This window comes from Luteimonas vadosa, assembly GCF_039543545.1.
GTDB classification, from domain to species: domain Bacteria; phylum Pseudomonadota; class Gammaproteobacteria; order Xanthomonadales; family Xanthomonadaceae; genus Luteimonas; species Luteimonas vadosa.
Genome location: NZ_BAABJY010000002.1, coordinates 78,746 through 104,128 on the forward strand (window position 1 = coordinate 78,746; position 25,383 = coordinate 104,128).

The following is a 25,383-nucleotide window of genomic DNA, read 5'->3' on the forward strand; positions in this document are numbered from 1 at the left end:
CGCGGCCCGCGGGGTCAGTTCAATGCCCGCGCGCGACCGCATAGCGCGCCAGGCCCCGCAACCCGGCGACAGCGGTGTTCTCGTCGAGGCCATCCAGCGCGGCCTCGGCCGCCGCCGCGTACGCGCTCGCTCGCGCACGGCTGTAGTCCAGGCTGCGGGCGGACTCGATGGCCGCCAGCACTTCCGGCAGTGCATCGATGTCGCCCTCTTCGACGATCGTGCGCAGCCGCGCGCGCGTCGCGCCGTCGGCCTGCGCCATGGCGTGGATCAGCGGCAGCGTTGCCTTGCCTTCGGCCAGGTCGTCGCCCAGGTGCTTGCCCAGCGCCGCCTCGTCCGCGCTGTAGTCGAGCACGTCGTCGGCGATCTGGAAGGCGAAGCCGAGGTTCAGGCCGTACGCATGGAAGGCTTGCTGCGTCGACGCCTCCGCGCCCGCCAGCAGGGCGCCCAGCCGGGTCGCGGCGGCGAACAGCACGGCGGTCTTGCGCTCGATCACGCGCAGGTAGGCCGCCTCGTCGGTGTCCGGGTTGCGCACGTGCAGGAGCTGGAGTACCTCGCCCTCGGCGATCGCGTTGGTGGTATCGGCGAGGATCCGCATCACCTCGACGCGGTCCAGCTCGACCATGAGCTGGAAGCTTCGCGAATAGAGGAAATCGCCGACCAGCACGCTCGCGGCGTTGCCGAACAGCGCATTGGCCGTGCTGCGGCCGCGCCTCAGGTCGGATTCGTCGACGACGTCGTCGTGGAGCAGGGTGGCGGTATGGATGAACTCAACCACCGCGGCTAGCTGGTGGGCCTCCGGACCGGAATGCCCCAGGGACCTGGCCGCCAGCAGCAGCAGCATGGGGCGAAGCCGCTTGCCTCCACCGGCCACGATGTGCTCCGCGACCTGGTTGACCAGGACCACGTCGGAAGCCAGCCGGCGGCGGATCAGCCCGTCCACGGCGGCCATGTCCTCTCCGGCCAGGGCCTGGACGTCCCGGAGCGACAGGGCCGGGCCCGGGGGCAGGGGCCGTGTCGTCGGGCTTGGTTCGTGTGCCATGCGGGATCCAGCGGGGGCGAGCGCGGATTATACGAACCGCCGGCAGCGCGGCGCGGGGTTTTCCGACGGGTTCCCGGGCCTGCTGCCGATCCCCGTCGAGCGCTTATAATTCGACACTTGTCGCCCGTACTGGCGAAATCCAAGGAAAAGCAATGGCCCGCGGCATCAACAAAGCGATTCTGGTCGGAAACCTCGGCAACGACCCGGAGACCAAGTACACCCAGGGCGGCATGGCGATCACCAAGATCAGCCTGGCCACCACTTCGGTGCGCAAGACCAAGGACGGCGAGACCAAGGAAGAGACGCAGTGGCACAGGGTGACCTTCTTCGGAAAGCTCGGCGAGATCGCCGGCGAGTACCTGCGCAAGGGGTCCCAGGTGTACGTCGAAGGCGAGATCCGCTACGACAAGTACACCGGCCAGGACGGCGTGGAGAAGTACTTCACCGAAATCGTCGCCAACGAGATGCAGATGCTCGGCGGGCGAGGCGAGGGCGGTGGTGGCGGCGGTGGCGGTGGCGGCCAGCGCCCCCAGCGCCAGGACTCCGCGCCGCAGGCCCGTTCGGCACCGGCGTCCAGGCCCGCGCCTGCCGACGACTTCTCGGATGACGACATTCCGTTCTGACGTCGGTTCCCGCGCTTGAGCGCATCCCGCGGGCGTCGACCGACGCCGTGGGCTGAAGTCATTCCATTTCAATGCAGGAGCTAGATGTGCCGACCTGGCTAGTGACCGGTGGAGCCGGTTTCATCGGTGGCAATTTCGTGATCGATGCCGTCGCGAAAGGCATTCGCATCGTCAACCTGGATGCGCTGACGTACGCCGGCAACCTCGACACCCTGGCCGGCTTGCAGGGCAATCCCGATCATCTGTTCGTCCACGGAGACATCGGCGACGCCGGCCTCGTGGGGCGGCTGCTGGCCGAGCACCGGCCGGATGCAGTGGTCAACTTCGCCGCCGAAAGCCATGTCGACCGTTCGATCGACGGCCCGGCGGCCTTCGTGCAGACCAACGTCGTCGGCACGCTGTCGCTGCTGGAGCAGGTGCGGGATTATTGGCGGCGGCTCGAAGGGGAGCGCCGGGACGGCTTCCGCTTCCTGCACGTGTCGACCGACGAGGTCTACGGCTCGCTGGGGGACAGCGGCAAATTCACCGAGCAAACCCCATACGCACCCAATTCCCCGTATTCGGCCTCCAAGGCCGCCTCCGACCACCTGGTACGTGCCTTCCACCACACCTACGGCCTGCCGGTTCTGACCACCAACTGCTCCAACAATTACGGTCCGTACCAGTTTCCGGAGAAGCTCGTCCCGTTGATCATCGCGAAGGCGTTGGCAGGTGAAGCCCTCCCGATCTACGGCGATGGCAAGAATGTCCGCGACTGGCTCTACGTCGGCGACCACTGCAGCGCGATCCGCGCGGTGCTGGAGAGGGGCCGCGTGGGCGAGACCTACAACGTCGGCGGCGACGCCGAACGCGAGAACATCAGCGTGGTCCGCACCTTGTGCGGGCTGCTGGACGAACGCCGGCCGCGCGCCGATGGGGAGCCGCGTTTCTCGCAGGTGACCTACGTCGCGGATCGCCCGGGACACGATCGCCGGTATGCGATCGATGCCGGGAAGCTGAAGGCCGAACTGGGCTGGCAGCCGGCGCATAGCTTCGAGCAGGGCATGGCCGATACCGTCGACTGGTACCTGGCCAACGAGGACTGGGTCGGCCGGGTCCTCGACGGCAGCTACCGCCTGGAACGCATCGGCGGGGTCGCGGCATGACGGCGCGCAAGGGCATCGTCCTTGCCGGCGGCTCGGGCACGCGGCTTTATCCCCTCACGCAGTCGATCAGCAAGCAGTTGCTGCCGGTGTACGACAAGCCGATGATCTACTACCCGCTCAGCGTGCTGATGCTGGCGGGCATCCGGGAGGTGCTGGTCATCAACACCCCGCACGAGCAGGCCTTGTTCAAGGCCTTGCTCGGCGACGGGTCGCAGTGGGGCATGCGGATCGAATACGCGGTGCAGCCCAGTCCCGACGGCCTGGCGCAGGCCTACCTGATCGGGCGCGAATTCATCGACGGGCAACCAAGCTGCCTGGTCCTTGGCGACAACATCTTCCACGGCCCCGGGCTGACCGGCCTGTTGCAGCGGGCGGATTCGCGCGACCGTGGCGCGACCGTGTTCGGCTACTGGGTGCGCGACCCGGAGCGTTACGGCGTGGCGGATTTCGACGCGCAGGGGCGCGTGGTCGGCCTGGAGGAAAAGCCGGCCAAGCCACGTTCCAACTATGCGGTCACCGGGCTGTACTTCTACGATGGGCGCGCCAGCGACTTCGCCGCATCGCTGAAGCCGTCGCCGCGCGGCGAGCTGGAAATCACCGACCTCAATCGCTGCTACCTGGATGAATCCTCGCTCCATCTCGAGCAACTCGGCCGGGGTTACGCATGGCTCGATACCGGCACGCACCAGTCGCTGCTGGAGGCGAGCAACTACATCGAGACCATCGAGGCGCGCCAGGGGTTGCGCGTGTGCTGCCCGGAGGAGATCGCCTGGAACAATGGCTGGATCGATGCGGCGCAGCTGGAGTCGCTGGCCAGGCCGCTGGCCAAGAACGGCTACGGACAGTACCTGCTAGGCCTGGCCGAGCGCGGGTTCGTGCCGTGAAGGTCATTGAAACCGATCTGCCAGGATGCCTGGTCATCGAGCCGGAGGTGTTCGGCGACGAGCGTGGATTCTTCTATGAGTCCTTCAACCACGACAAGCTGGCAGCGCATGGCCTGGCCCCGGCATTCGTGCAGGGGAATGTTTCCTCGTCCGCGCGCGGCGTGCTCCGCGGGCTGCACTACCAGTGGCCCAATCCCCAAGGCAAGTACGTCTCCGTGCTCGAGGGCGAGGTGTGGGACGTCGCCGTCGACATCCGCCAGGGCTCGCCCACGTTCGGCCGTTGGACGGGGGTGACGCTCAGCGCCGCGAACCGCCGCCATCTCTGGGTACCGGAAGGCTTCGCGCATGGGTTCGTGACGCTGAGCGAGCGCGCCTTGTTCACGTACCTGTGCACCGCGACCTACGACCGCGAAGCCGACGCGGGCATCCGCTGGAACGACGCGGACCTCGGCATCGACTGGCCCGTGTCCGAGCCGGTGCTCTCGGGCAAGGATGCGGCGGCGCCGTTCCTGACCGAGATCCCTGCGGAGCGGTTGCCGCCTTTCACGGCATGAAGATCCTGCTGCTCGGTGCCAACGGCCAGGTCGGTCGGGAGTTGGGCCGCAGCCTCCTGCCATTGGGCGAGCTGGTCAGTGCCACGCGCGACGGCAGGCTCACCGATGGCTCGAACTGCGAGGTCGCGGACCTTGAACACCCCGGCGAACTGGGCGCGCTGGTCGAGCGGATCCGGCCCGAGGTCGTGGTCAATGCCGCGGCCTACACCGCCGTCGACCGTGCCGAGGAAGAGCGCGGGACGGCATTCAGGATCAACGCCGAGGCGCCCGGGGTCATCGCCGAGGCGTGCGCGCGCATGGATGCACGCCTGGTGCATTACTCGACGGATTACGTGTTCGATGGCAGCGCCACGCGCCCGTATGCGGAGCGGGATCCTACGGCGCCACTGGGCGTGTATGGCGAGAGCAAGCTGGCCGGCGAGCAGGCGATCGAGGGAAGCGGTGCCAGGCACCTGATCTTCCGGACTGCGTGGGTGTATGCCGCGCACGGGCGGAATTTCATGAACACCATGCTGCGCCTCGCCCGGGAGCGAGACGAGTTGCGGGTCGTGGCTGACCAGGTCGGGACGCCTACGCCGGCCGCGCTGATCGCCGACGTGACCGCCATCTCGATTTCACGCCCTGGCATGGCTTGCGGGCTGTACCACCTCACGCCGCACGGCTCGACGACCTGGCACGGATTCGCAATGGCGATCCTTGCCGGGGCGCATGCGCGTGGACTGCTGGAGAAACCCCCGCGCGTCGTCCCCATCGCGACTTCGGAATTCCCCACCCCTGCGCGAAGACCCGCCTACTCGTGCCTGGACGTGGGCAAGGTGGAGGCGGCGCTCGGCCGTGTCCTGCCTGAATGGACCGCCGGGTTGGAAACGGTCTTGGCAGCCTCCTGATCCTGGGACAAGATGTGCGGGCAGGAAAGGGATCCTGCGCCGGGGAGGCGACCGAAGGTCGTGCCGGAATCACGCGTTGCGCCACACCAGGGGAAGTCATGAAACACATCTTCGGATACGCCATCGCCGTGGCGGCGATCTTCTGCGCGGGGCTGATGGAAGCCGCGGCCGCTGTCGACGTCTCGCCTTATGTCAAGAACGACCGATTCGAGAGCCTGCAGATCTCCCCGACCGGGGAGTACTACGCAGCGGCCGTGCCGCTGGAGGATCGCACCGTCCTGGTGGTCATGCGCCGCGGCGACAATGCCGTCACCGGAACCTTGAACCTCGGCAAGAACACGCATATCCACGAGTTCACGTGGGTCAACGCGGATCGCCTGATCATCGGCACGTCCGAGAAGTTCGGCCTGCTCGAGCAGCCGGTCCTGACCGGAGAGCTGTACGGCATGAACGCGAACGGCGGTCAGGTCGAGCTGCTGGTCGGGCAGCGCATGCGCGGCGAAGGGCTCGGCACCAAGATCCAGAAGCGGAAGGTGGAGCATGTCGCGGCCTTCCTCATCGACACCTTGCCCGCGGAGGAAAAGAACGTCCTCATTTCCGTGAGTCCGTTCAACGACGATCCGTTCACGCGCGTGGACAAGATGGACGTCAACTCGGGGCGCCGGATCCCGGTGGCGAGGGCCCCCGTGCGCAATGCGCGGTTCACTGCCGACAATGCCGGCGTCGTTCGGTTCGCGCTTGGCGCGGGCGTCGACCTGGCAAGCAAGCTGTACTACCGGGATGGCGAAGGCGCCGAGTGGCGCCTGGTCAACGACGAGAACGCGACCGATCGCGTCGAGGTACCCCTCGGGTTCTCGGAGGACAACAAGACCGCCTACCTGCGCGCCGAACAGGACAAGGGGCCGGACGTGATCGTCGCGCTCGATGTCGCGAGCGGGACCCGCAAGACCATCCTCCGCGACGACAACACCGATCCCCTCATGGTCATCCGCAAGCCCGGCACGCGCGTGCCCGTCGGTGCGGTGTTCATGGATGGCAAGCCACGGAACGCCTTCTTCGATGAGAGTTCCGAGGTGGCGCGGCTGTACCGCAGCCTGGAGGCGGCGTTCGGCGGACTCCTGCCATACATCACGTCCAGCACCGCGGACGGGAAATTGACGCTGGTGCAGACCTACAGCGATCGCAATCCGGGCGACTTCTACGTGTTCGACACGCAGGCGAAGAAGGCCGATTACGTGATCAGCCGGCGTGAATGGTTCGACCCGGACCAGATGGCCGAGATGCGGCCCATCTCGCTGGTCGCGCGCGACGGGACGCCGCTCGCGGGTTACCTGACCGTGCCCAGGGGCTCGGACGGCCGGAACCTTCCGGTCGTCGTCGTCGCGCACGGTGGGCCCTACGGGGAGTTCGACACCTGGGAATTCAATGGCGAGAACCAGATGCTGGCCGCCGCCGGCTATGGCGTCTTGCAGGTGAACTTCCGTGGATCCGGGAACCACGGGCGCGCTTTCACTCAGGCAGGTGCGAAGCAATGGGGCGGCACGATGCAGGACGACGTGACGGACGCGACCCGCTGGGCCATCCAGCAGGGGATCGCGAACCCGAGGCGCATCTGCATCTACGGAGCGAGCTACGGTGCCTATGCCGCCTTGATGGGCGTGGCCAAGGAACCGGCGCTCTACCAGTGCGCCGTCGGTTACGTGGGCGTGTACGACCTGCCGACCATGCACACCCACGGCGACATCCAGAATCGCGGTTCGGGCGCAACCTACCTGCGCGATTGGATCGGGGAGCGCGATGCCCTCGGGGCCGTCTCGCCCAACCGCATGGCGGACCGCATCAAGGTCCCGGTGATGCTGGCGGCGGGCGGCGAGGACGAGCGCGCCCCGATCGAGCACAGCAAGATGATGGAAAAGGCCCTGGTCGCCGCCGGTGTGCCGGTCGAAACCCTGTATTTCCCCAGGGAAGGCCACGGCTTCTACGTCGAAGCCAACCGCAAGGCCTACTACTCCAAGTTGCTGTCGTTCCTTGGGAAGCATATCGGCGCCGCGCCCCAGGGCGGCAACGCCGCGGCCGGTGCGTCCGATTGATCTTCCACCGTTGATGGCTAGCGACGGGAAGGCGCCTGCGGGCGCCTTCCTTCTTCCAGGCGGCAGCGGCGCGGCTCCCCCCTTTTTCACCCCATGCATCCAGCGCTTCGCGAGCGGCGTGACCAGCAGGAACATCACGCCCGAGCCGATGCCGGACCAGAGCATCAAGGGGAACAGCTCGCCATGCTTCCCGGCGGCGACCGCCATGTCGATGGCCTCGCCCTCGACCACCTCGAGCGACGCGATTGTTCCGAACTGCGCTGCCAGCACTTCCGAATAGATTGTGCCCAGCCAGAACGTGCCCATCATCAGCCCGACCACGCGCGGCACGGACAACTGGGTCACCACCGACAGGCCGATCGGCAAAAGGCACATTTCCGCGAGTTCCAGCACGAAATAGGCCAGCCCGAGCCCCCACACGCTGGCCATGACGCCCGTTGCGCCGGCCTCTTGCGCGGCGGCCATGATCGGCATGAACGCAAGGCCCGCGAAGACGAGCCCATCTTGGCGGGCTTGCTCGGATGTGGACACGGGCTGCTCCGTCGGGATGGGCCGCGCCGAGTAGAGTCATCGCGCGGCGCGCAAAACCCGGCATGCTTTGCCCGGCGAGGCCAGCCGGCCTAAGATCGCAACCTTGTTGCCTGCCGGAGCCGGCCATGGATGTTCGTTTCCTCGTCCCGGGTGTCATCGCCCTTGCCGCGCTGCCTTTGCAGGCGCTGGCCGAGCGCGGATTGCAGCCGCGCGACCTCGCCACCCTGCCGCGCGTGTCCTCGCCGACCCTGTCTCCCGACGGGAGCGTCGTGGTCTTCGCGCTGCGCGAAGTGGATTTCGCGGCCAACAAGTCCAGTACAACGCTCCATGCCCGTAACCTCCGCACCCGGGACAATGCCCCGCCCCGGCGCGTGACGCCGGAAGGGTGGAACGTCAATTCGTCGTCGTTTTCGCCCGATGGCAGGACGCTCTACTTCCTCAGCGCCCGGAACGGCACGCAGCAGCTCTACGCGATGCCGGTGGAGGGCGGCGCGCCGCGCCAGCTCACGGCGTTCCCGCTGGACGTGGGCACCTACCGGCTCTCGCCCGCCGGCGATCGGATCGCCTTCACCGCCGAGACCTTCGCCGGGTGCGCGGGGGAAGCGGATGTGTTCGTCTGCACGAAGAAGCGTCTCGACGCCACCGCCGCCTCCAAGGCCAGCGGCGTCGTCTACGACCAGTTGTTCGTGAGGCACTGGGATACGTGGAAGGACGGTCGCCGCAGCCGGCTGCATGTCGCGAAGCTCCCGACCGGCGCCAAGGCCAAGGCCGTCGCCCAGGCCGTGTCGCTGGCAGCCACGCTCGACGGCGATGTTCCCTCCAAACCCTTCGGGGGTGCGGAGGACTACACCTGGGCGCCCGACGGCAAGTCGCTGGTCGCCAGCGTGCGCATCGCCGGCCGCACGGAACCCTGGTCGACGAATTTTGACCTGTATCGGTTCGATGCCGAGGGCAAAGCCGCCCCGGTCAACCTCACCGCGGGGAACCCGGCGTGGGACGCGGGCCCCGTGTTCGGCAAGGACCCCGGCACGTTGTACTACCGCGCGATGCGGCGGCCCGGCTTCGAGGCCGACCGCTTCGCGCTGATCGAATTGGACCTGGACAAGGGGACGCGGCGCGAGATCGCCCCCCGGTGGGACCGTTCCCCGGGCAGCATCGCGGTGTCGCCGGACGGGACGGCCCTCCTGGTCACGGCCGATGACGTCGGCGAACACCCGCTGTTCCGCGTCGACATCGGCACCGGCGAAGTCACCGAGCTGGTCGGAGACGGCACGGTGTCGTCCGTCGACGTCGCCCCGGGCACGCTCGCATTGACCCGCGCATCGTTGCAGACCGGCGACATCCTGTACGTGGCGCAGCCCGACGGCAGCGGCCTGCGTGCGATCACGCCGACCGCGTCCGAGCGACTGCCGGACGTGGCCTTCGGCGACTACCAGCAGTTCTCGTTCAAGGGCGCCAACAACGACACGGTCCATGGCTACGTGGTGAAGCCGTGGAACTTCGTCGAAGGGCGCGACTATCCGGTGGCGTTCCTGATCCACGGCGGACCGCAGGGCAGCTTCGGCAATGGCTGGAGCTACCGCTGGAACCCGCAGACCTACGCGGGCCAGGGATACGCGGTGGTCATGATCGATTTCCACGGTTCCACCGGTTACGGCCAGGCCTTCACCGATTCGATCACCGGCGACTGGGGCGGCAAGCCGTTCGAGGACCTGAAGAAGGGTTGGGCCGCGGCGCAGCAGCAATTCCCGTTCCTGGACGGCGACCGCGCCTGCGCCCTGGGCGCGAGCTACGGTGGCTACATGGTGAACTGGATCGCTGGCAACTGGTTCGACCGCCGGGGAAACTCGCCCTGGAAGTGCCTGGTCAACCACGACGGCGTGTTCGACACGCGCACGATGGCGTTCGAGACCGAGGAGCTGTGGTTCACCGAATGGGAGAACCTCGGCACCCCCTGGGACAACCCCAAGGCCTACGACAGGTTCAATCCCGCCAACCATGTCGGCAAGTGGAAGGTGCCGATGCTGGTCGTTCAGGGCGAAAAGGACTACCGGGTGCCTGTCTCGCAGGGCTTGTCCACGTTCACCGTGCTGCAGCGGCGTGGCATCGAATCGAAGCTGCTGTACTTCCCGGACGAGAACCACTGGGTGCTGAAGCCGCACAACAGCGTGCTGTGGCACGACACCGTCAACGCCTGGCTCACGCGCTTCATCGGCCCCGCCGCCGCGCCGTAGCGGGCGGCGGCCCGCAACGGGATTCAATCATGCAGGGTGGGCACGGCCCCGCCTGCGACCTCGAGGAATGGACATGGAACCGGAAGTCATCGAAAACACCGCGCTGATCACCAACGACGCCGTCGTGCTCGGCCTGCTGGCGGTGACGCTGGGCGCCATTTTCTGGACCTCGTCGCGCACCTCGGGCGGCTGGAGCCGCTTCTACACCTACGTGCCGGCACTGCTGCTGTGCTACTTCGTGCCGGCGCTGTACAACTCGTTCGGGATCATCGACGGCAACGCCAGCGGCCTGTATCCGGTCGCGCGCGACTACCTGTTGCCGACCGCGCTGGTGCTGCTGACCCTGTCGATCGACTTCAAGGGCATCGCCAGGCTAGGTCCGAAGGCGATGATCATGTTCCTGGTCGGGACCGTGGGCGTCATGCTTGGCGCGGTCATCGCCTTCGTGTCGTTCGAGGTCGTTTCCCCCCAGACCGTCGCCGGCGATACCTGGCGCGGGATGACCACGGTGGCCGGCAGCTGGATCGGCGGCGGCGCCAACCAGGCGGCAATGAAGGAGGTCTTCCTCGTCGACGACAACCTGTTCGGGCAGTTCATCGCGGTCGACGTGATCGTGGCCAACGTGTGGATGGCCATCCTGCTGTTCCTAGCGGGTCGCGCGCAGGCCTTCGACCGCTGGACCGGCGCGGACACCAGCGCCATCGACGACATGAAGCAGCGCATCGAGGCCTACCAGGCCGAACACGCGCGCATCCTCTCGCTCCCGGAGCTGATGATGATCCTGGCGGTCGGCCTCGGTGCGACCGGCCTTGCGCACGGCCTGGGCCAGCCGACGGCCGCATGGATCGGAGAGGTCGCGCCGGAGTTGTCGCGCTACAGCCTGACCTCGGGCTTCTTCTGGGTGGTCGTGCTGGCGACGACGATCGGCCTGCTGCTCAGCTTCACCCGGGCGCGGCACCTGGAAGGGGCGGGCGCCTCCAAGATCGGATCGGGCGCGCTGTACCTGCTCGTGGCGACCATCGGCATGCACATGGACCTGGCGGCGCTGTTCGACCGGCCGCGCCTGTTCGCACTGGGGTTCCTCTGGATCTCGGTCCACGCCGCGCTGATGCTGGGCGTCGCCAAGCTCATCCGCGCGCCGCTGTTCTTCATGGCGGTCGGTTCGCAGGCCAACATCGGTGGCGCGGCCTCGGCGCCGGTCGTGGCCAGTGCGTTCCATCCGTCGCTGGCGCCCGTCGGCGTCCTGATGGCGGTGCTGGGCTACGCGCTGGGGACCTACTGCGCCTACATCACCGGCTTGGTCTTGCAGGCGCTGGCCGGCTGATCGCGTCCTGGAGGCGGGGCTGCGTTAGCAGCCCCTTGCGCCGGAGGCCGTCTCGCGCTGCCCGGTGGCCGCATGCCTCTTCGATGGCCAGGCAAAGAAAATCCGGGCATCCCTGCCCGGATTCCTGGGTCCCGCCTTCAGCAGGCCGAACCTGCCGCCGCTACGGGAAGGTGTAGGCGCATGGCGTCGGGGAAAGCACGCCCGCGCCATTGTTCAGTTCGTCGAGCCAGTTCTTCAATGTTTCCTGGTTGCTACGCTGGCCGAAGATGTCGTTGCTGGAAGTAGTGATCGGGTACAGCCCGAGCGAGGCATTCGCGGCGGCCATCAACTGGTTGATGGTCATGCCGGCAGGCACGTAGTAGCCGCCGCCGTCAACGAACCCGTTGTAGACATTGAGTTCCATCGCGGCAAGCTGCACCGACAGCATGTAGGCCATGTTGACGGCGTCGCCGTTGAGCAGCCAGGCGCGCAGTGCGGCGTAGTTGCCCGGATCGAAGTTGCTGCCGTTCTTGTTGCGCAGGTTCAACGCGGCCAGGAGCGCGAGGTCGTCGGCGGCGACGTACCGCTGTCCGTTCTTGTTGCTCCAGAAACCCAGCGTCCGTCCATTGCTGGGGATGGTGCAGTAGTTGCCGAACGCCACAAAGGTGGTCTGGCCGGCGGCAACGGACAGCGGACCGGCGGGATTCTGCGGCGAGCCGTCATGCGCGCCGTAGATGGTGGCCGAATGGACCCAGTTTCCTTCCACCGGCGTCCCTTCGGTGACGTAATAGTCGTTGTCCGGGATCAAGGGCGTCCAGGTGGTCGTTCCGTCGGCCTCGGTGGCCTGGGTGGAGTCGACGCCTTGGTTGACGGAAGTCAGCGTCATTACCCAGCCTTCGAGTTCGACGTCCGTGCCATCGAAGATCCCGTTGGCGTTCGCGTCATAGAACTTGAAGGCCTCCAGCGAGCCGACTTGCGGGATCGTCGGCTCCTCGCCGACGCGGAAGTTGTCCGTCTTGGTGTGGCCAGGCACGAAGCCGGCGAGGCCGCAGTCGACGCCGACGCCGCACGCAGCCTCGAAGTCGTCTGCGCGGGTGATCCAGACCTTGTAGACGCCGCCCGTGTTGGGGGTGTCGTCGAACGGGAAGAGGCGGATCGCAAGGCTTCCGCAGGGGCTCACGTTCCCGTTGGGATGCTTGGCCTGGTTCCCGAGGTTGCTCGAGATCACGCCGCCGGAGACCTCCATCGTCCGTTCCCAGATGGTGCTGCCGGTCGAAAGGAGGACGGAACCGGACGGGTTCGTCACCTGGAAGTGGTAGATGCCGTCGTCGAGGCTGCCGCCCTTGCAGCCGCTGTTGCTGGGGCCGCCGTTGAGGTAGACCGCGTCCTTGGTCGCGTACTGGTTGGCGTTCACTTCGGTGTGGTCGAACGTACTGGTGTAGATCGCGCCATTGATGGCGTGGGCGGACGCCGGCGAGGTGGCAAGGGTTGCAGCGAGGAATACGAGCAACGCCGCGCCGAGGCGCGGGCCAGGGTAGCTGTTCATGATTTGCCCTCGAGTGATATGCGGAAATCCGGCCCCCGCCTCCTGCCCCTGCCGGGCAGTACCGCATCGCCTGAAGCCGTCTGCCGAAACTACGACTGCTATCACAGTTTGCGGCCAATTTTCCGACGGACGGTCAAGGGTCAGCATTAGGCGGGCGTGGGCTTGCGGGCCAGCGGCTGCCCTACCGGGAGGGGGTCGCTTTTCCCGGGGGCGGTTCGAGGCCGATGGACGGGTTGGGACGGGCCTGTCGGGCGAGCCGCGTGTACTCTTCGGGGTGTTGGGCCCGGGCGCCATGTTCGGCATGGCGGGGCTGTCCTGAAGGTGATGGCATGGCTGAGCAGCGGGACGAAAAGGATCGTTACCGGGGACCCGAACGGCGCAGCGGCGTGGAGCGCCGCAAGGGCGACGAGCGGCGGGAAGAAATCCGATGGGAACCGGAGAAGGAAGACCGGCGCAGCGGCAAGGACCGCCGCAAGCATGGCGGCTGGGACGACACCCGGGTCTGGTAGACGACGGTAGCCCGCGAGGGCACCCAGGCTCGAGCATCATTCGCCCGCCAAGGTGCCCGGATACGCCTAGCTTTACGGCCGCGGTTTACGGCCCCCGGCGCCAATCGGCCGGGTTCGGCCCGCCGGGGGTTAGCGCCCAGGCGAAAGCCACGTGCAGCGGGAGCAGCAACGCAATCCAGTGGCCGTTGCGCTGCGGCAACGCCGGCAACCAGGCCAGGAAGGCTGCGAGCGCTGCGGAGCCGGCCACCACCCACAGCAGCTGGCGGAAGGTCCGGCCGCCGTCCCGGCCGCGAGCGATGCGCCAGGCACCGGGCAGCAGCCCCAGGCACAGCGGGCTGAGCAGCAGCAGGTTGTGGTTGGCCCACGCGAAGCAGTGTTCGGTGAAGATCCACAGGAACAGCATCAGGATCGACGCCAGGCCCGCCGTGCCCCAGAACGGAAGTGCGAGCCCGGCGACGGTCGACGGCCGACGCCGGCCGAGCCAGGCCAGGCCCACCGCGATCGCCGATCCGGCCAGCAGCCAAGGCCACCAGGGCCGCGCGGAGCCGGCCGGTTCGGGGGCGATGCGATGCGGGAGGATCTCCACTTCTTCCGCGACCAGGGGCCGGCCGTCCGCGCGGCGGGCGTCGCGGAGCGCGGCGGCCAGGCGCATCGGCACGAAGGCGTCTTCCCAGAGGGAGTTCGGCCGGTCCGCGGCGGGCCCCAGGCCGAGGTCGAAGCCCAGCCACATCCACCACGCAGGCGAGGCCAGGCGCACCGCTTCGCTGCGGTACGTGTTGCCTTGCGACCGCGGGCGCAGCTGGCGCTGCAGGGCACCCCCCAGGGCGCGGTCGATGGCGTCGCGCACCCGCGTGGAGCAATTGTCGGTGAAGTAGTCGTAGCGATAGCGCGCGTTCTCCGGCCTCGCGTTGACGGCCAGCGCGGCGGCGAGTGCGGTCGCGGAGCCGGGATCGAGGTCGAGCCACTGGATCGCCACGCCGCGGCCGACCTCGTCGTAATACGCCAGGTCGTCGGCCAGGGGCAGGGCCACCAGCATGTAGCGCATGTCGCCACGGATGAAGCGCGGGAAGAACCCCGGCTCGTCCATGTCGAAGTAGCCGAAGTTGTAGGAGATCGGCCCGGCCCCGGCGGGATCGTCCACGACGATGGCGTTGTGGCCGAAGCGCTCGAAGAAGATCTCCCCGGGCTGCATCGTCACCACCCCGATGCGCGGTGCTGCCAGGGCGGGCAGGCTGCACAGCGCGAGCAGGAGGATCGCCACGAAGCGCCACCCGGGCGCCCGGTGCGGGCCGCCCGGGATCGGGCGAGACCTTGGGGCCGGCGATTTCCCTAGTCGGGACAGGGGCTTGCCGGCAATCCCGGCATTGCGGCGAAACGGCGGGCCGTCCGCCGCGTCGTCAATCCTCGGCATGGATGCTCATGTGCAGCGCATGCAGCCGGCGTGCGTCGGCACGCGCCACCCGGAAGCTGAAGCGGTCCAGCGTGACTTCCTCGCCGGCTTCGGGCAGGTGGCCGATGGCGGCGGTGAGCAGGCCGCCGATGGTGTCGTATTCGTCGTCGTCGAAGTCGGCGCTGAACCGCTCGTTGAAGTCGGCGATCGGCGTCAGCGCATCGACCACGAACTGGCCGTCCGCCTGGGCCGCGATCAGCGCATCCGGATCCTCCGCGTCGTCGTGCTCGTCGTCGATCTCGCCGACGATTTCCTCCAGCACGTCCTCGATCGTCACCAGGCCGGCGACCCCGCCGTACTCGTCGATCACGATCGCCATGTGGTTGCGCGATTGCCGGAACTCGCGCAGCAGCACGTTCAGACGCTTGGATTCGGGGATCAGGACCGCAGGACGCAACAGGGCGTGGATCGACTCGGGGGGGCGCCCGGCATAGGCGCCGCGCAGGAGGTCCTTGGCCAGCAGGATGCCGAGGATCTCGTCCTTGTCCTCGCCATGGACCGGGAAGCGGGAATGGCCGGACTCGACCACCTCGTGCATCAGGGCATGGAACTCGGCGTCGGCGGGCAAGGCGACCATCTGCGCGCGCGGGACCATGACGTCGCTGACGCTCAGGTCCGCGACCGAGATGGCGCCCTCCATCATGCGCAGCGTGTCGGCCTCGATCAGGCCGTCGCCCTGCGCGTCGCGGAGCAGTTCCACCAGATCGTCGCGGGAGCTGGGGTCCCCGGAGATCGCCGAACTCAGGCGGTCGAGCCAGGTCCGGCGTTTTTCGGGAGCCTCGAGTTCTTCGTCGAGCGGCGGAACGGGACTACTGTCGTCTTCTGGCATTGCTGGGGTTGGGGCGCCGGTGCGGCGACGGCTCAAGTCTAGCGCGGTCCGGTGACGGGGCGATCATCGGCGCGGGCGCCGGCTCCTGCCTCACCGCTCCCGGTAAGGGTCCTCGATCCCGAGACCGGCCAGGATGTCGCGTTCGAGCTGCTCCATGCATTCGGCCTCGCGGTCGTCGCCGTGGTCCCAACCGAGCAGGTGCAGGACGCCATGGACCGTGAGGTGGGCGTAGTGCGCGGCCAGCGGCTTGCCCTGTTCCCGGGCCTCGCGGGCGATGACCGGGGCGCACAGCACCAGGTCGCCGAGCAGGGGCATCTTCACGCCCTTGGGCAGCTTGACGCCCTCGGCGATGTCGGCAGGGAAACTCAGCACGTTGGTGGGCGCGTCCTTGCCCCGGTAGTGGCGGTTCAGCGCACGCCCCTCCTTCGCATCCACCAGCCGGATCGCCAGGTCGGCCTCGCGGATGCGCCCGTCCAGCGCGGCGGCCACCCACTTCCGGAAGCTCACCGCCGCCGGTAACCCGGCGCGGGGCAATGCATACCCGACGGAAACATCCAGGCGGACCGGTCCCTGCGTCATCGGGCCAGTCTACGCCGCGCCCGGGTCGGCGTCGCGCGCGTCGCGTCCCTCGTAGGCATCGACGATGCGCGACACCAGCGGGTGGCGGACCACGTCGCGGGCCTCGAAGAACGTGAAGCTGACGCCGTCCACGCCGCGCAGGACGTCGACCGCGTCGCGCAGCCCGGACTTGACGTGCTTCGGGAGGTCGACCTGGGTCATGTCGCCGGTGACCACGGCGGTGCTGCCGAAGCCAAGCCGGGTCAGGAACATCTTCATCTGCTCGATGGTGGTGTTCTGGGCCTCGTCTAGGATGACGTAGGCGTCGTTGAGCGTGCGCCCGCGCATGTAGGCCAGCGGTGCGATCTCGATGACGTTCTTCTCGATCAGCTTGAGCACCTTCTCCACGCCCATCATTTCGTACAGGGCGTCGTACAGCGGACGCAGGTAGGGGTCGACCTTCTGGCTCAGGTCCCCGGGCAGGAATCCGAGCTTCTCGCCGGCTTCCACCGCAGGACGCACCAGCACCAGGCGCTGGACGCGGGTCTCGTTGAGCGCTTCCACCGCGCTGGCCACGGCCAGGAAGGTCTTGCCGGTGCCGGCCGGCCCGACGCCGAAGTTGATGTCGTGGGTGGCGATGGCGTGCAGGTACTTCTGCTGGTTGGGGCCGCGGCCGCGGATCGTGCCGCGGCGGACGCGGATCGTGACGTCCTGCGGGACGTAGCCCTCCGCTGGCGCGGGCGGCGTGCTGTCCGCCAGGTCCTGGCCAGCGGCGTTCAGGCGCAGGTGGATGGCATGCGAGTCGAAGGTTTCTTCCTCCGTCTCCGCATAAAGGGCGCGCAACAGGCGCTCGGTGCGGGCCACCGTGCCGGCGTCCGCGCCGGTGACGCGGAAGAGGTTGCCGCGATTGGAGATTTCCACGCCAAGCGCCAGTTCGACCTGGCGCAGGTGCTCGTCGAAGGGGCCGGCCAGGTTGGCCAGGCGCTCGGTGTCGGCGGGATCCAGGGCGAAGTTGGTCTGGGCGGGCTGTGGCATGCGAATCCGGAGCAGGCTGTGGGCGTCGGCGTGTAGCGGCCGCCATGGCGGGGGGCAGCAAGTGTAGGCCGTCGGCGCATGTGCCTCGCGTGCACGCGGTGGTGGATGGCGGATGGGGCCCCGGCCAGGACAGACGCCGTGGAAAGGGGGACGAGGCGACGCCTTGGGATGGGGAGACGAGTGGTCTGCCCCGGGGCGGAGGTCAGGTCGCCGCCTCGCACGGCGGCCCTGCGCGGCGCCGTGCTCAGCCAGTCCTCCTTAGCTGCACGCGAAACGTTGGTCCAAGTCACTGATCCCAAAGACGCTGGGAGGCAGGAGGCACGTCCACTTCCATGTCGGCTCGGACTCGGCCTTGTCACACGTCCCAGTTCACTTGAATGTAATTAAATAATCAATTAATTTCTGGCGAGATGACAGCGAGCGGACGGCCGATGAAGACAGGGACTCCTCCGAAGGGCGCGGCCGGGAGCAAGGGACCGAGATCGCACAGGGCCGCTCGGGCACGCACGCCCGGCCGTCCGGAAGGAGGCGCCATGGACCAGCGCGCGCAGCTGCTCGATGCGGCGCTGGCCTGTTTTTCGCGCACCGGCATCGCCGGGACGTCCTTGCGCGCAATGGCGGACGAGGCCGGGGTCACGCCGGCGCTGTTGCACTACTACTTTGGCGACAAATCCCGGCTCGTCGATGCCCTCGTCGACGAGCGCCTGATGCCGCTGTTCGCCCGGTTGCGTGCCCCGATGCAACAGGCAGGCGATGATCCCGGTGCGCTGGTCGCCGCCTTCGTCGGTGGCATGACGGCCCTTGTCGCGAACAACCCCTGGCTGCCGTCGCTCTGGGTCCGCGAGGTCCTGACCGAGGGCGGCGCGCTTCGCGAATTGCTGGTCGAGCGGGTGGCGCCGCAGATCCCCGTGCTGCTGGCCGGACGCTTCGCCGCCGCGCAACGGGCGGGACGGCTCAATCCCGACCTGGACCCCAGGCTGCTGGTGGTGTCGCTGGTCGGGTTGACCCTGTTCCCGGCCGCCGGCGCGCCGATCTGGCAACGGATCTTCGCCGGAGGCGACGCGGGCGAAGGCCTGCCGCCGCTGGACGCGGACGTCCTGCAAAGGCATACGCTTGCGTTGCTCCAAGGCGGAATGGAGGTGCACCGTGCGCCCTGAAACGCGGGATCTGCTCGCGCTTTCCGTCATCGCCGCCGCCATGTTGCTTCCGGGCTGCCGTGCCGATCCCCCAGATGCCCTGGGCACGCTCGAGTACGACCGCATCACCCTGCCGGCCCCGGCGGCGGAACGCATTGCCGCGGTCGAGGTGCGGGAGGGGCAGCGGGTCGCAGCCGGTGACGTGCTGATGGTCCTGGAACGCGCGGGCGCAGAAGCGCAGACCGCCGCGGCGGCCGCGGAAGCCGATCGACGGCGCGAAGTCCTGTCCGAGCTCCAGGCAGGCGCGCGCAGTGAAGCCATCGCAGGCGCAAGCGCCAGCCTGGCCGCCGCCGAAGCCCGGGCGCGCGATGCGCGCGCCTACCGTGCGCGGGTGGAGCCACTGGGCCGGCGGCAGCTGGTCGCGGCGGCCGAGGTCGACCGGGCCCGGGCCGCGGCCGGCACCGCCGACGCCGAGGTCCGCGCCGCCCGGGCGAGGCTGGACGAACTGCGCAACGGGTCGCGCCCGGAGCAGGTGGCGCAGGGCCGGGCTGCCTTGCGCGCCGCCGAAGCGCAGGCCCAGGCGCAAGCGGTGTTGCTGGACAAGTTGCGCGTGGTCGCGCCGCGCGCCGGGCGCATCGACAGCCTGCCTTACAAGCTGGGCGACCAGGCGCCGCCGGGTGCACCGTTGGTCGTGCTGCTGGTCGGCGATTCGCCGCACGCGCGCGTCTACGTCCCGGAGCCGCTGCGCCTGCAAGTCGACGTGGGGACGCCGGCAAAGGTCCATGTCCACGGCCGCGAAGACGCCTATCGCGGGGTCGTGCGGATGATCCGCAACGACCCGGGCTTCACGCCGTACTACGCGCTGACCGGGGACGACGCCGCGAGGTTGAGCTACCTGGCCGAAGTCGCGCTGGAGGGTGCCGCCGACCTGCCAGCCGGCGTGCCCGTGCGCGTCGAATTCATGCGCCGCGATGATGGCGACTAGCGGCCCGGCAATGCCGCTCCCTTCGTCGCCGCGGCACAGTCGCGCCCGCCCGCCGGTCGCCCGCGGTTTCCGTGCCTGGTCGATTCCGCCGGCCCGGCTTCGAGGCGTCTGCGGTCGTCACGGCAGGGGCTTGCCCGGTTTCCCTGCCGACCTTCGAGGGCCGGTGCGACGGGACTACGTGTCGTGATGGCCGCCGGACCTGCCATCCGGGCGCGGGGCTTGTGCAAACGCTTCGGCGAGCTCGTCGCGGTGGATGGCGTCGACCTCACCGTGCCTCGCGCAAGCGTCCATGGGTTCCTGGGACCGAATGGTTCCGGCAAGTCGACCACGATCCGCATGCTGTGCGGCCTGTTGACGCCGACGGCGGGCGACATCGAAGTTCTCGGGCTGCGCATTCCAGAACAGGCCGAGTCGTTGCGCACCCGTGTCGGCTACATGACCCAGCGGTTTTCGCTTTTCGAGGACCTGACGGTGCGCGAGAACCTGGAATTCATGGCCGCCGTGCAGGGCCTGTCGAAGGCGGCGACCGGCCAGCGCGTCGAGGAACTGCTGGTCGAGTACCGCTTCGCGGATCGCCGGAGGCAACTGGCCGGCACCCTGAGCGGCGGCCAGAAGCAGCGCCTCGCGCTGGCCTGCGCGGTGATCCAGCGACCGGAACTGCTGTTCCTCGACGAGCCCACCAGCGCGGTCGATCCCGAGTCCCGACGCGACTTCTGGGAGAAGCTGTTCGAACTGGCGGATGCCGGCGCCACCATCCTCGTCTCCACGCACCTGATGGACGAGGCGGAGCGATGCCACCGCCTCGCCATCCTCGACCATGGCGCGCTGGCCGCCGACGGCACGCCTGGTTCACTGACCGGTGCGCTGGCCGGCCGCACGCTCGTCGTCGAGTCGCAACACCCACGCCAGGTGCAGCGCGTGTTGCTGGGCGTCGCAGGCGTCATAAGCGTCGCCCAGGTCGGCAACGCGTTGCGGGTGCTGATGGACGCGTCCGAGGCAAGCGCCGGGCCGGCCACGCGATTGCAGGACGCGTTGCGGAATGCCGGGCTGGCGGCCAGCATCCAGCCAGTGCCACCGAACCTGGAGGACGTCTTCGTCGCCGTCACCCGCGGAGAGCGTGCCAGCGAGGCGGCGGCATGAAATGGCGGCGATTGATGGCGGTGATGGTGAAGGAGGTGCGCCAGCTGCGCCGGGACCGCGTCACCCTGGCGATGATCGTCGGCATCCCGGTGATGCAGCTGGTGCTGTTCGGTTACGCCATCAACCTCAACCTGCGCGGACTCGACGCGGGCATCGCCGACCAGTCGAACACGGCGGCGTCGCGCGCGCTGGTCATGGACATGGTGGCGACCGGCGTGATCCGTCCGACCCTGAGCGCGACCGCGCCGCAAGAGCTGATGGACGGGTTGCGCCGCGGGGAGATCAGCGTGGGCGTCGTGGTGCCGCCGGATTTCGAACGGCGTCGTGCAGAAGGCCGCGAAGCGGTGCAGGTGCTGGTCGACGGCAGCGACACCGTGGTCCAGAGTGCCGCGATCCAGCTCGCGCAGGTGCCGCTGGACAGCGCGGATCCGCCCCGGCCTGGCGGACGTTCCACGATGTCGCGCACCGGCGGTGGCCAGGTGGCGGTGGTGAGCTTCTACAACCCGGAGCGCCGCTCCGCGGTCAACATCGTGCCCGGGCTGATCGGCGTGATCCTCACCATGACCATGATCCTGTTCACCGGCGTGGCCATCGTCCGCGAGCGCGAGCGCGGCAACATGGAACTCCTGATCGCCACGCCCGTCAGCCGCACCGAACTGATGGCCGGCAAGGTGCTGCCGTACGCGGCCATCGGCATGGTGCAGACCACGGTGGTGCTGGCGCTGGGGATGTGGCTGTTCCAGGTGCCGATCCGCGGCAGCGTGCTCGACGTCTACGTCGCCGCGGTGCTGCTGATCCTCGCCAACCTGACCCTGGGATTGCTGATCTCGACCAAGGCGCGATCGCAGTTCCAGGCGATGCAGATGACGTTCTTTGTGTTCCTGCCCTCGATCCTGCTGTCGGGCTTCATGTTCCCGTTCGCCGGCATGCCGAAGCCGGTGCAGTGGCTGGCCGAGGTCCTGCCGCTGACCCACTTCATCCGCCTGGTGCGCGGGGTGATGCTGCGCGGCGCGGGTTTATTCGAGTTGTGGCCGGATGCCGTGGCGCTGGTGGCGTTTTCCGCCTTGATGATGTCGCTGGCGATCCTGCGCTTCCGCAAACGCCTCGACTGATGCACGTATCAGCACCCGATGGGCGCGATGGATTCAACGAGGGAAAAGATCGCGCCCCTGGGGCGCTCCTACGAGTTCGTGGATGTCTCGATGTTGATGCGGCGTTGCCGACGCCGCTCCCGCCGCAGCATCGCGATGCCGACCAAGGCCAGGACCGCCGAACCTGCGAACCACAACCAGAGCTGCACATCGGGGGACGGAGCGCGCACCAGTTTCATCCATGCACGCAGCAAGCCCAACAGCCCGAGTCCGCAGAACCAGAACGCAAGCGCGTTCCGGCGCAGCCAACCGTCAGCGTTGGCCATCGCTAGACCGCAGCCAACGTCACCCGCCCGCGCAGGGAATTGGTCATCGCTTCGGTGATTTCGACATCGACGAATTGCCCAATCAGCCGCGGCGGGCCGGGAAAGTTCACCGAGCGCATGTTTTCGGTCTTGCCGGTGAGTTCGTTCGAATCCTTCTTCGACGGGCCTTCGACCAGCACGGATTGCACGCTCCCCACCATGGCGCGCGAAATGCCCGCGGCGTGGGCATTGATGTGTGCCTGCAGTCGCGACAGGCGGGCGTGCTTCTCGGCGTCGCTGGTGTCGTCGTCCAGGTCCGCGGCCGGGGTGCCGGGCCGGCGCGAATAGATGAACGAGAACGACTGGTCGAAGCCCACGTCCTCGATCAGCGCCATGGTCTTCTCGAAATCCGCCGCGGTCTCCCCGGGGAATCCGACGATGAAATCCGACGAGATCGAAATCCCGGGCCGCACCGCGCGCAGCTTGCGGATCTTCTGCTTGAACTCCAGCGCCGTGTAGCCACGCTTCATCGCCGACAGCACGCGGTCGCTGCCGGACTGCACCGGAAGGTGCAGGTAGTTGGCCAGCTCGGGCACGTCGCGGTAGGCCTCCACCAGCGAATCGCTGAATTCCAGGGGGTGCGAGGTGGTGAAGCGGATCCGGTCGATGCCGTCAATGGTGGCCACGGCGCGGATCAGCAGGCCGAGGTCGGCGACCTCGCCGTCGCCGTAGGGGCCGCGATAGGCGTTGACGTTCTGGCCGAGCAGGTTGACCTCGCGCACACCCTGGGCCGCCAGCTGGGCGACCTCGACCAGCACGTCCTCGAACGGACGGCTGACTTCCTCGCCCCGCGTGTAGGGCACGACGCAGAAGCTGCAGTACTTGCTGCACCCTTCCATGATGGACACGAAGGCGCTCGGCCCCTCGGCGCGCGGCTCGGGCAGGCGGTCGAACTTCTCGATCTCGGGGAAGCTGATGTCGACCTGCGGCCGCCCCGACTCTCGACGGGCCCGGACCAGCTCCGGCAGGCGGTGCAGGGTCTGCGGCCCGAACACCAGGTCGACATAGGGGGCGCGCTCGAGGATGGCGGCGCCCTCCTGCGAGGCCACGCAGCCGCCGACGCCGATCAGCACCGGCCGGTCGCCTGCCTTGAGGCTTTTCCATCGGCCCAGCTGGCTGAACACCTTCTCCTGCGCTTTTTCGCGTATCGAGCAGGTATTAACCAGGATCACGTCGGCATCTTCGGCGATCGTGGTCAGTTCAAGACCATCTGACGCGGCCAGCGCATCCGCCATCCTGGCCGAGTCATACACGTTCATCTGGCAGCCGTGGGTCTGGATGAACAGCTTCCCGCCGCGAGGGGCGTCCGCCGGTGGCTTCCCGGTGCCTCGGGGGCCTTGGGAGGCCTGGAGGCCATCCGGGGAGGGTGTGGCCAGGACGCCGGTCGGCGTGGCGGCGCTGCCTGATTCGGTCATGGGAGTCTCCGGGGCGCGGCGCTGAGTCCGGGCCGGAAAGCGGCTTGAGCGGGTGCTGGAGCCTGAATCGGGCGAAAGTGTAGCGTGCGCGGCCCGTTCGGACGCCGGTTGGCGTGAAGTCATGGTGGGATTGCCGGATTCGGGCCGGGGGGCAGGGGCGCGAAGGCCGTGTCAACGCGTGGATCCGCCGAAGCAGGGTTTCCGTCACGGATCAAGGACTTGGCAATTGAAGCTGAAGGGGGGACACTCGGCACCATGAAACGGGGAGCGACCTGGGGATCGGCGGGCGTGCTGGCCATCGCACTGGCGGCGACGGGCGGGCTACCCGGTACGGCGCAGGCCGGCACGGTCTACCGATGCGAAAGCGCCGATGGCGGCCTGAGCTACGTCAGCAAACGCCTGCCCGGCGCCAAGTGCAAGGCCGTCAGCAGCTATCGCTCCACCAGCGCACCCGCGCCCAAGGTGCCGGACTGGGTCGCGCCTGCCGCCGGCGCCGCGACGACCACTGCCAATGCCGCGGGTTCGCCGGCGTCGCTCGACGCCAACCCCCCGGCGGCCATCGTGTCCAGCGACGTGCCGAAGCCCGCGACCAGCGGGGCGAACACCACGCGCCTGGTCCAGGGGCAGGTCTACTCGTACATCAAGGACGGCGTGCGCCACTACACCAGCAAGCCCCCTAAGGGCGGCGGCGCAACGGCGCTGCGCACCATCCAGTACCGCTTCCTGGAAACCTGCTATGCCTGCGGCGCCAATCCCGGCCTCAACTTCAAGACGCTGCGGCTCAACACCACCGCCTACCAGAACGAAGTCAAGGCGGCAGCGGCCGAATTCGGGGTCGAGGAGGCGGTGATCCGCGCCATCATGCACGCCGAGTCCGCCTTCAAGCCCAATGCCCTGTCCCGGGTCGGTGCGCAGGGACTGATGCAGCTGATGCCGGCCACCGCGCGCCGCTTCGGGGTGAGCAACGCCTTCGATCCGCAGCAGAACATCCGGGGCGGCACCAAGTACCTGTCCTGGCTGCTCAAGCGCTTCAACGGCAACCTGACCCTGGCCGCGGCGGGCTACAACGCCGGGGAGGGCGCGGTCGACAAGTACAAGGGCGTGCCTCCCTATTCCGAAACCCGCCGCTACGTCGAGCGGGTGGCGGTCCTGGCGGACCGTTACCGGGGCCAGGTCGCGGCCAACTGAGCGCGGCTCGCCCGGGAGGGCGCGCGCCAGCGCGGTGCCTGCGTCGCGTGGCGGGAAGCATTGTCGGGCCAATCGGGCTTCCGTTACACTTCGTGGTCTTTGCGCCCCCGGCTGGAGACGGGCGGGGTACGCAGGCAGGCATTTCGGCTTTTCGACTCGATCTACGAAGGTTTTGCGGAGTGGCGGATGGGCAATGAAGCGGTTTTGGGCTCGAGCGAGCAGACGCCTGATGGCAGCGAGGGAACGGTCGATGCCGGCCGGCGCCGCTTCCTGACCGCCACCACCGCCGTGGTCGGCGCGGTCGGCGTCGGCGTGGCGGCGATTCCCTTCATCAAGTCCTGGAACCCCAGCGCCCGGGCCAAGCTCGCCGGCGCCCCGGTCACCGCGGACATCAGCGCCCTCGCCGAAGGCCAGCGCATGGTGCTGGAATGGCGCGGCCAGCCGATCTGGATCGTCCGCCGCACCAAGGCGGTGCTCGAGGCCCTGCCGACGCTCGACGACAAGCTGCGCGACCCCTTGTCGCAGAACGCCGACCAGCAGCCGGCCTACGTGCTGGAGAGCAACCCGGAACTGCGCTCGATCAAGCCCGAGGTCTCGGTCCTCGTCGGCCTGTGCACCCATCTGGGCTGCGCGCCGGAGATGGTTGCCGAAATCCGGCCCGAGCCTTTCGACGCCGACTGGAAGGGCGGCTACTTCTGCCCCTGCCACAAGTCCAAGTTCGACATGGCCGGCCGGGTGTTCGAGGGCGTGCCGGCGCCGACCAACCTGATCGTGCCTCCGCACCACTATGCCGACGACAACACCATCGTCATCGGCGTAGATCCGTCGCAGTCGGGGGCCGCGTAA

General features: G+C 68.3%; 23 protein-coding genes. 15 read left to right on the top strand and 8 right to left on the bottom strand.

All coding sequences use genetic code 11. The features are described from left to right. Positions 1–19 precede the first annotated feature (19 nt). Positions 20–1,039, bottom strand: a complete 1,020-nt coding sequence (locus ABD970_RS06170) for a polyprenyl synthetase family protein (protein WP_345294656.1) — start codon at positions 1,037–1,039, stop codon at positions 20–22. Positions 1,040–1,191: 152 nt separating this feature from the next. On the opposite strand from ABD970_RS06170, the gene ssb reads away from it, so the two are divergent. From ssb to ABD970_RS06210, 8 genes are all read left to right on the top strand, one after another. Continuing rightward, positions 1,192–1,662, top strand: coding sequence for a single-stranded DNA-binding protein (gene ssb, locus ABD970_RS06175; RefSeq protein ID WP_345294657.1), 471 nt, complete (start codon positions 1,192–1,194; stop codon positions 1,660–1,662). An 86-nt stretch (positions 1,663–1,748) separates the two neighbouring features. Further along, positions 1,749–2,807 carry a dTDP-glucose 4,6-dehydratase gene (gene rfbB, locus ABD970_RS06180; protein WP_345294658.1) on the top strand — a complete coding sequence of 353 codons (1,059 nt, stop codon included), beginning with the start codon at positions 1,749–1,751 and terminating at the stop codon, positions 2,805–2,807. Next, positions 2,804–3,691, top strand: a complete 888-nt coding sequence (gene rfbA / locus ABD970_RS06185) for a glucose-1-phosphate thymidylyltransferase RfbA (RefSeq protein WP_345294659.1) — start codon at positions 2,804–2,806, stop codon at positions 3,689–3,691. The genes rfbB and rfbA overlap by 4 nt, the downstream gene beginning before the upstream one ends. Further along, positions 3,688–4,245: a dTDP-4-dehydrorhamnose 3,5-epimerase gene (gene rfbC / locus ABD970_RS06190; protein WP_345294660.1), complete on the top strand. Its 558-nt coding sequence runs from the start codon at positions 3,688–3,690 to the stop codon at positions 4,243–4,245. Before rfbA ends, rfbC begins: the two co-directional genes overlap by 4 nt. After that, positions 4,242–5,132 carry a dTDP-4-dehydrorhamnose reductase gene (gene rfbD / locus ABD970_RS06195; RefSeq protein WP_345294661.1) on the top strand — a complete coding sequence of 297 codons (891 nt, stop codon included), beginning with the start codon at positions 4,242–4,244 and terminating at the stop codon, positions 5,130–5,132. Before rfbC ends, rfbD begins: the two co-directional genes overlap by 4 nt. A gap of 98 nt (positions 5,133–5,230) precedes the next feature. Continuing rightward, positions 5,231–7,222 carry an alpha/beta hydrolase family protein gene (locus ABD970_RS06200; protein ID WP_425563062.1) on the top strand — a complete coding sequence of 664 codons (1,992 nt, stop codon included), beginning with the start codon at positions 5,231–5,233 and terminating at the stop codon, positions 7,220–7,222. Between the two features lie 656 nt (positions 7,223–7,878). Continuing rightward, positions 7,879–9,987, top strand: coding sequence for a S9 family peptidase (locus ABD970_RS06205; RefSeq protein ID WP_345294662.1), 2,109 nt, complete (start codon positions 7,879–7,881; stop codon positions 9,985–9,987). Positions 9,988–10,060: 73 nt separating this feature from the next. Beyond that, on the top strand, positions 10,061–11,311 hold the full coding sequence (locus tag ABD970_RS06210) for a DUF819 family protein (RefSeq protein ID WP_345294663.1): 1,251 nt from the start codon (positions 10,061–10,063) through the stop codon (positions 11,309–11,311). A gap of 160 nt (positions 11,312–11,471) precedes the next feature. Here the strand turns inward: ABD970_RS06210 and ABD970_RS06215 are convergent, their stop codons facing one another. Then, complete coding sequence (locus tag ABD970_RS06215; protein WP_345294664.1) at positions 11,472–12,836, bottom strand: hypothetical protein; 1,365 nt, start codon at positions 12,834–12,836, stop codon at positions 11,472–11,474. 329 nt (positions 12,837–13,165) lie between these two features. Between ABD970_RS06215 and ABD970_RS06220 the strand changes: the two genes are divergently transcribed. Then, positions 13,166–13,345: a hypothetical protein gene (locus tag ABD970_RS06220; protein WP_345294665.1), complete on the top strand. Its 180-nt coding sequence runs from the start codon at positions 13,166–13,168 to the stop codon at positions 13,343–13,345. A gap of 85 nt (positions 13,346–13,430) precedes the next feature. On the opposite strand, the gene ABD970_RS06225 is transcribed toward ABD970_RS06220, so the two are convergent. The 4 genes from ABD970_RS06225 to ABD970_RS06240 all read right to left on the bottom strand — a co-directional run bounded on the left by ABD970_RS06225 (position 13,431) and on the right by ABD970_RS06240 (position 17,217). Beyond that, positions 13,431–14,606 carry a lipoprotein N-acyltransferase Lnb domain-containing protein gene (locus ABD970_RS06225; RefSeq protein WP_345294666.1) on the bottom strand — a complete coding sequence of 392 codons (1,176 nt, stop codon included), beginning with the start codon at positions 14,604–14,606 and terminating at the stop codon, positions 13,431–13,433. 136 nt (positions 14,607–14,742) lie between these two features. Continuing rightward, positions 14,743–15,624: a CorC family transporter gene (locus ABD970_RS06230; protein WP_345294667.1), complete on the bottom strand. Its 882-nt coding sequence runs from the start codon at positions 15,622–15,624 to the stop codon at positions 14,743–14,745. Between the two features lie 90 nt (positions 15,625–15,714). Beyond that, positions 15,715–16,203: an rRNA maturation RNase YbeY gene (ybeY, locus tag ABD970_RS06235; protein ID WP_345294668.1), complete on the bottom strand. Its 489-nt coding sequence runs from the start codon at positions 16,201–16,203 to the stop codon at positions 15,715–15,717. A gap of 9 nt (positions 16,204–16,212) precedes the next feature. Next, entirely contained in the window at positions 16,213–17,217 is a 1,005-nt protein-coding gene (locus ABD970_RS06240) for a PhoH family protein (RefSeq protein ID WP_345294669.1), read from the bottom strand. Positions 17,218–17,750: 533 nt separating this feature from the next. Here ABD970_RS06240 and ABD970_RS06245 point away from each other — a divergent pair. From ABD970_RS06245 to ABD970_RS06260, 4 genes are all read left to right on the top strand, one after another. Next, positions 17,751–18,374 (top strand): TetR/AcrR family transcriptional regulator, encoded by a 624-nt coding sequence (locus ABD970_RS06245; RefSeq protein ID WP_345294670.1) that lies wholly within the window; start codon positions 17,751–17,753, stop codon positions 18,372–18,374. Between the two features lie 40 nt (positions 18,375–18,414). Then, positions 18,415–19,338: an HlyD family secretion protein gene (locus tag ABD970_RS06250; protein ID WP_345295658.1), complete on the top strand. Its 924-nt coding sequence runs from the start codon at positions 18,415–18,417 to the stop codon at positions 19,336–19,338. A gap of 204 nt (positions 19,339–19,542) precedes the next feature. After that, entirely contained in the window at positions 19,543–20,478 is a 936-nt protein-coding gene (locus ABD970_RS06255) for an ABC transporter ATP-binding protein (protein WP_345295659.1), read from the top strand. Then, a complete protein-coding gene (locus ABD970_RS06260; RefSeq protein WP_345294671.1) occupies positions 20,475–21,590 on the top strand; it encodes an ABC transporter permease in 1,116 nt (371 codons plus the stop codon). The genes ABD970_RS06255 and ABD970_RS06260 overlap by 4 nt, the downstream gene beginning before the upstream one ends. A 68-nt stretch (positions 21,591–21,658) precedes the next feature. On the opposite strand, the gene ABD970_RS06265 is transcribed toward ABD970_RS06260, so the two are convergent. Together ABD970_RS06265 and miaB are read right to left on the bottom strand one after the other, a co-directional pair. Next, positions 21,659–21,895, bottom strand: coding sequence for a hypothetical protein (locus tag ABD970_RS06265; RefSeq protein WP_345294672.1), 237 nt, complete (start codon positions 21,893–21,895; stop codon positions 21,659–21,661). Between the two features lie 2 nt (positions 21,896–21,897). Then, positions 21,898–23,349, bottom strand: a complete 1,452-nt coding sequence (gene miaB, locus ABD970_RS06270; RefSeq protein ID WP_425563063.1) for a tRNA (N6-isopentenyl adenosine(37)-C2)-methylthiotransferase MiaB — start codon at positions 23,347–23,349, stop codon at positions 21,898–21,900. Between the two features lie 255 nt (positions 23,350–23,604). Here miaB and ABD970_RS06275 point away from each other — a divergent pair, with 255 nt between their 5' ends. Both ABD970_RS06275 and petA read left to right on the top strand, forming a co-directional pair. Next, complete coding sequence (locus tag ABD970_RS06275; protein ID WP_345294673.1) at positions 23,605–24,537, top strand: lytic transglycosylase domain-containing protein; 933 nt, start codon at positions 23,605–23,607, stop codon at positions 24,535–24,537. 186 nt (positions 24,538–24,723) lie between these two features. Further along, a complete protein-coding gene (gene petA, locus ABD970_RS06280) occupies positions 24,724–25,383 on the top strand; it encodes a ubiquinol-cytochrome c reductase iron-sulfur subunit (RefSeq protein ID WP_345294674.1) in 660 nt (219 codons plus the stop codon).

Coding starts and splice junctions, on each gene's coding strand:
- ABD970_RS06170 (WP_345294656.1), bottom strand. CDS start 1,039: ATGGCACACGAACCAAGCCCGACGACACGGCCCCTGCCCCCGGGCCCG.
- ssb (WP_345294657.1), top strand. CDS start 1,192: ATGGCCCGCGGCATCAACAAAGCGATTCTGGTCGGAAACCTCGGCAAC.
- rfbA (WP_345294659.1), top strand. CDS start 2,804: ATGACGGCGCGCAAGGGCATCGTCCTTGCCGGCGGCTCGGGCACGCGG.
- rfbD (WP_345294661.1), top strand. CDS start 4,242: ATGAAGATCCTGCTGCTCGGTGCCAACGGCCAGGTCGGTCGGGAGTTG.
- ABD970_RS06200 (WP_425563062.1), top strand. CDS start 5,231: ATGAAACACATCTTCGGATACGCCATCGCCGTGGCGGCGATCTTCTGC.
- ABD970_RS06205 (WP_345294662.1), top strand. CDS start 7,879: ATGGATGTTCGTTTCCTCGTCCCGGGTGTCATCGCCCTTGCCGCGCTG.
- ABD970_RS06210 (WP_345294663.1), top strand. CDS start 10,061: ATGGAACCGGAAGTCATCGAAAACACCGCGCTGATCACCAACGACGCC.
- ABD970_RS06215 (WP_345294664.1), bottom strand. CDS start 12,836: ATGAACAGCTACCCTGGCCCGCGCCTCGGCGCGGCGTTGCTCGTATTC.
- ABD970_RS06220 (WP_345294665.1), top strand. CDS start 13,166: ATGGCTGAGCAGCGGGACGAAAAGGATCGTTACCGGGGACCCGAACGG.
- ABD970_RS06230 (WP_345294667.1), bottom strand. CDS start 15,624: ATGCCAGAAGACGACAGTAGTCCCGTTCCGCCGCTCGACGAAGAACTC.
- ybeY (WP_345294668.1), bottom strand. CDS start 16,203: ATGACGCAGGGACCGGTCCGCCTGGATGTTTCCGTCGGGTATGCATTG.
- ABD970_RS06240 (WP_345294669.1), bottom strand. CDS start 17,217: ATGCCACAGCCCGCCCAGACCAACTTCGCCCTGGATCCCGCCGACACC.
- ABD970_RS06245 (WP_345294670.1), top strand. CDS start 17,751: ATGGACCAGCGCGCGCAGCTGCTCGATGCGGCGCTGGCCTGTTTTTCG.
- ABD970_RS06250 (WP_345295658.1), top strand. CDS start 18,415: ATGTTGCTTCCGGGCTGCCGTGCCGATCCCCCAGATGCCCTGGGCACG.
- ABD970_RS06260 (WP_345294671.1), top strand. CDS start 20,475: ATGAAATGGCGGCGATTGATGGCGGTGATGGTGAAGGAGGTGCGCCAG.
- ABD970_RS06265 (WP_345294672.1), bottom strand. CDS start 21,895: ATGGCCAACGCTGACGGTTGGCTGCGCCGGAACGCGCTTGCGTTCTGG.
- miaB (WP_425563063.1), bottom strand. CDS start 23,349: ATGACCGAATCAGGCAGCGCCGCCACGCCGACCGGCGTCCTGGCCACA.
- ABD970_RS06275 (WP_345294673.1), top strand. CDS start 23,605: ATGAAACGGGGAGCGACCTGGGGATCGGCGGGCGTGCTGGCCATCGCA.
- petA (WP_345294674.1), top strand. CDS start 24,724: ATGGGCAATGAAGCGGTTTTGGGCTCGAGCGAGCAGACGCCTGATGGC.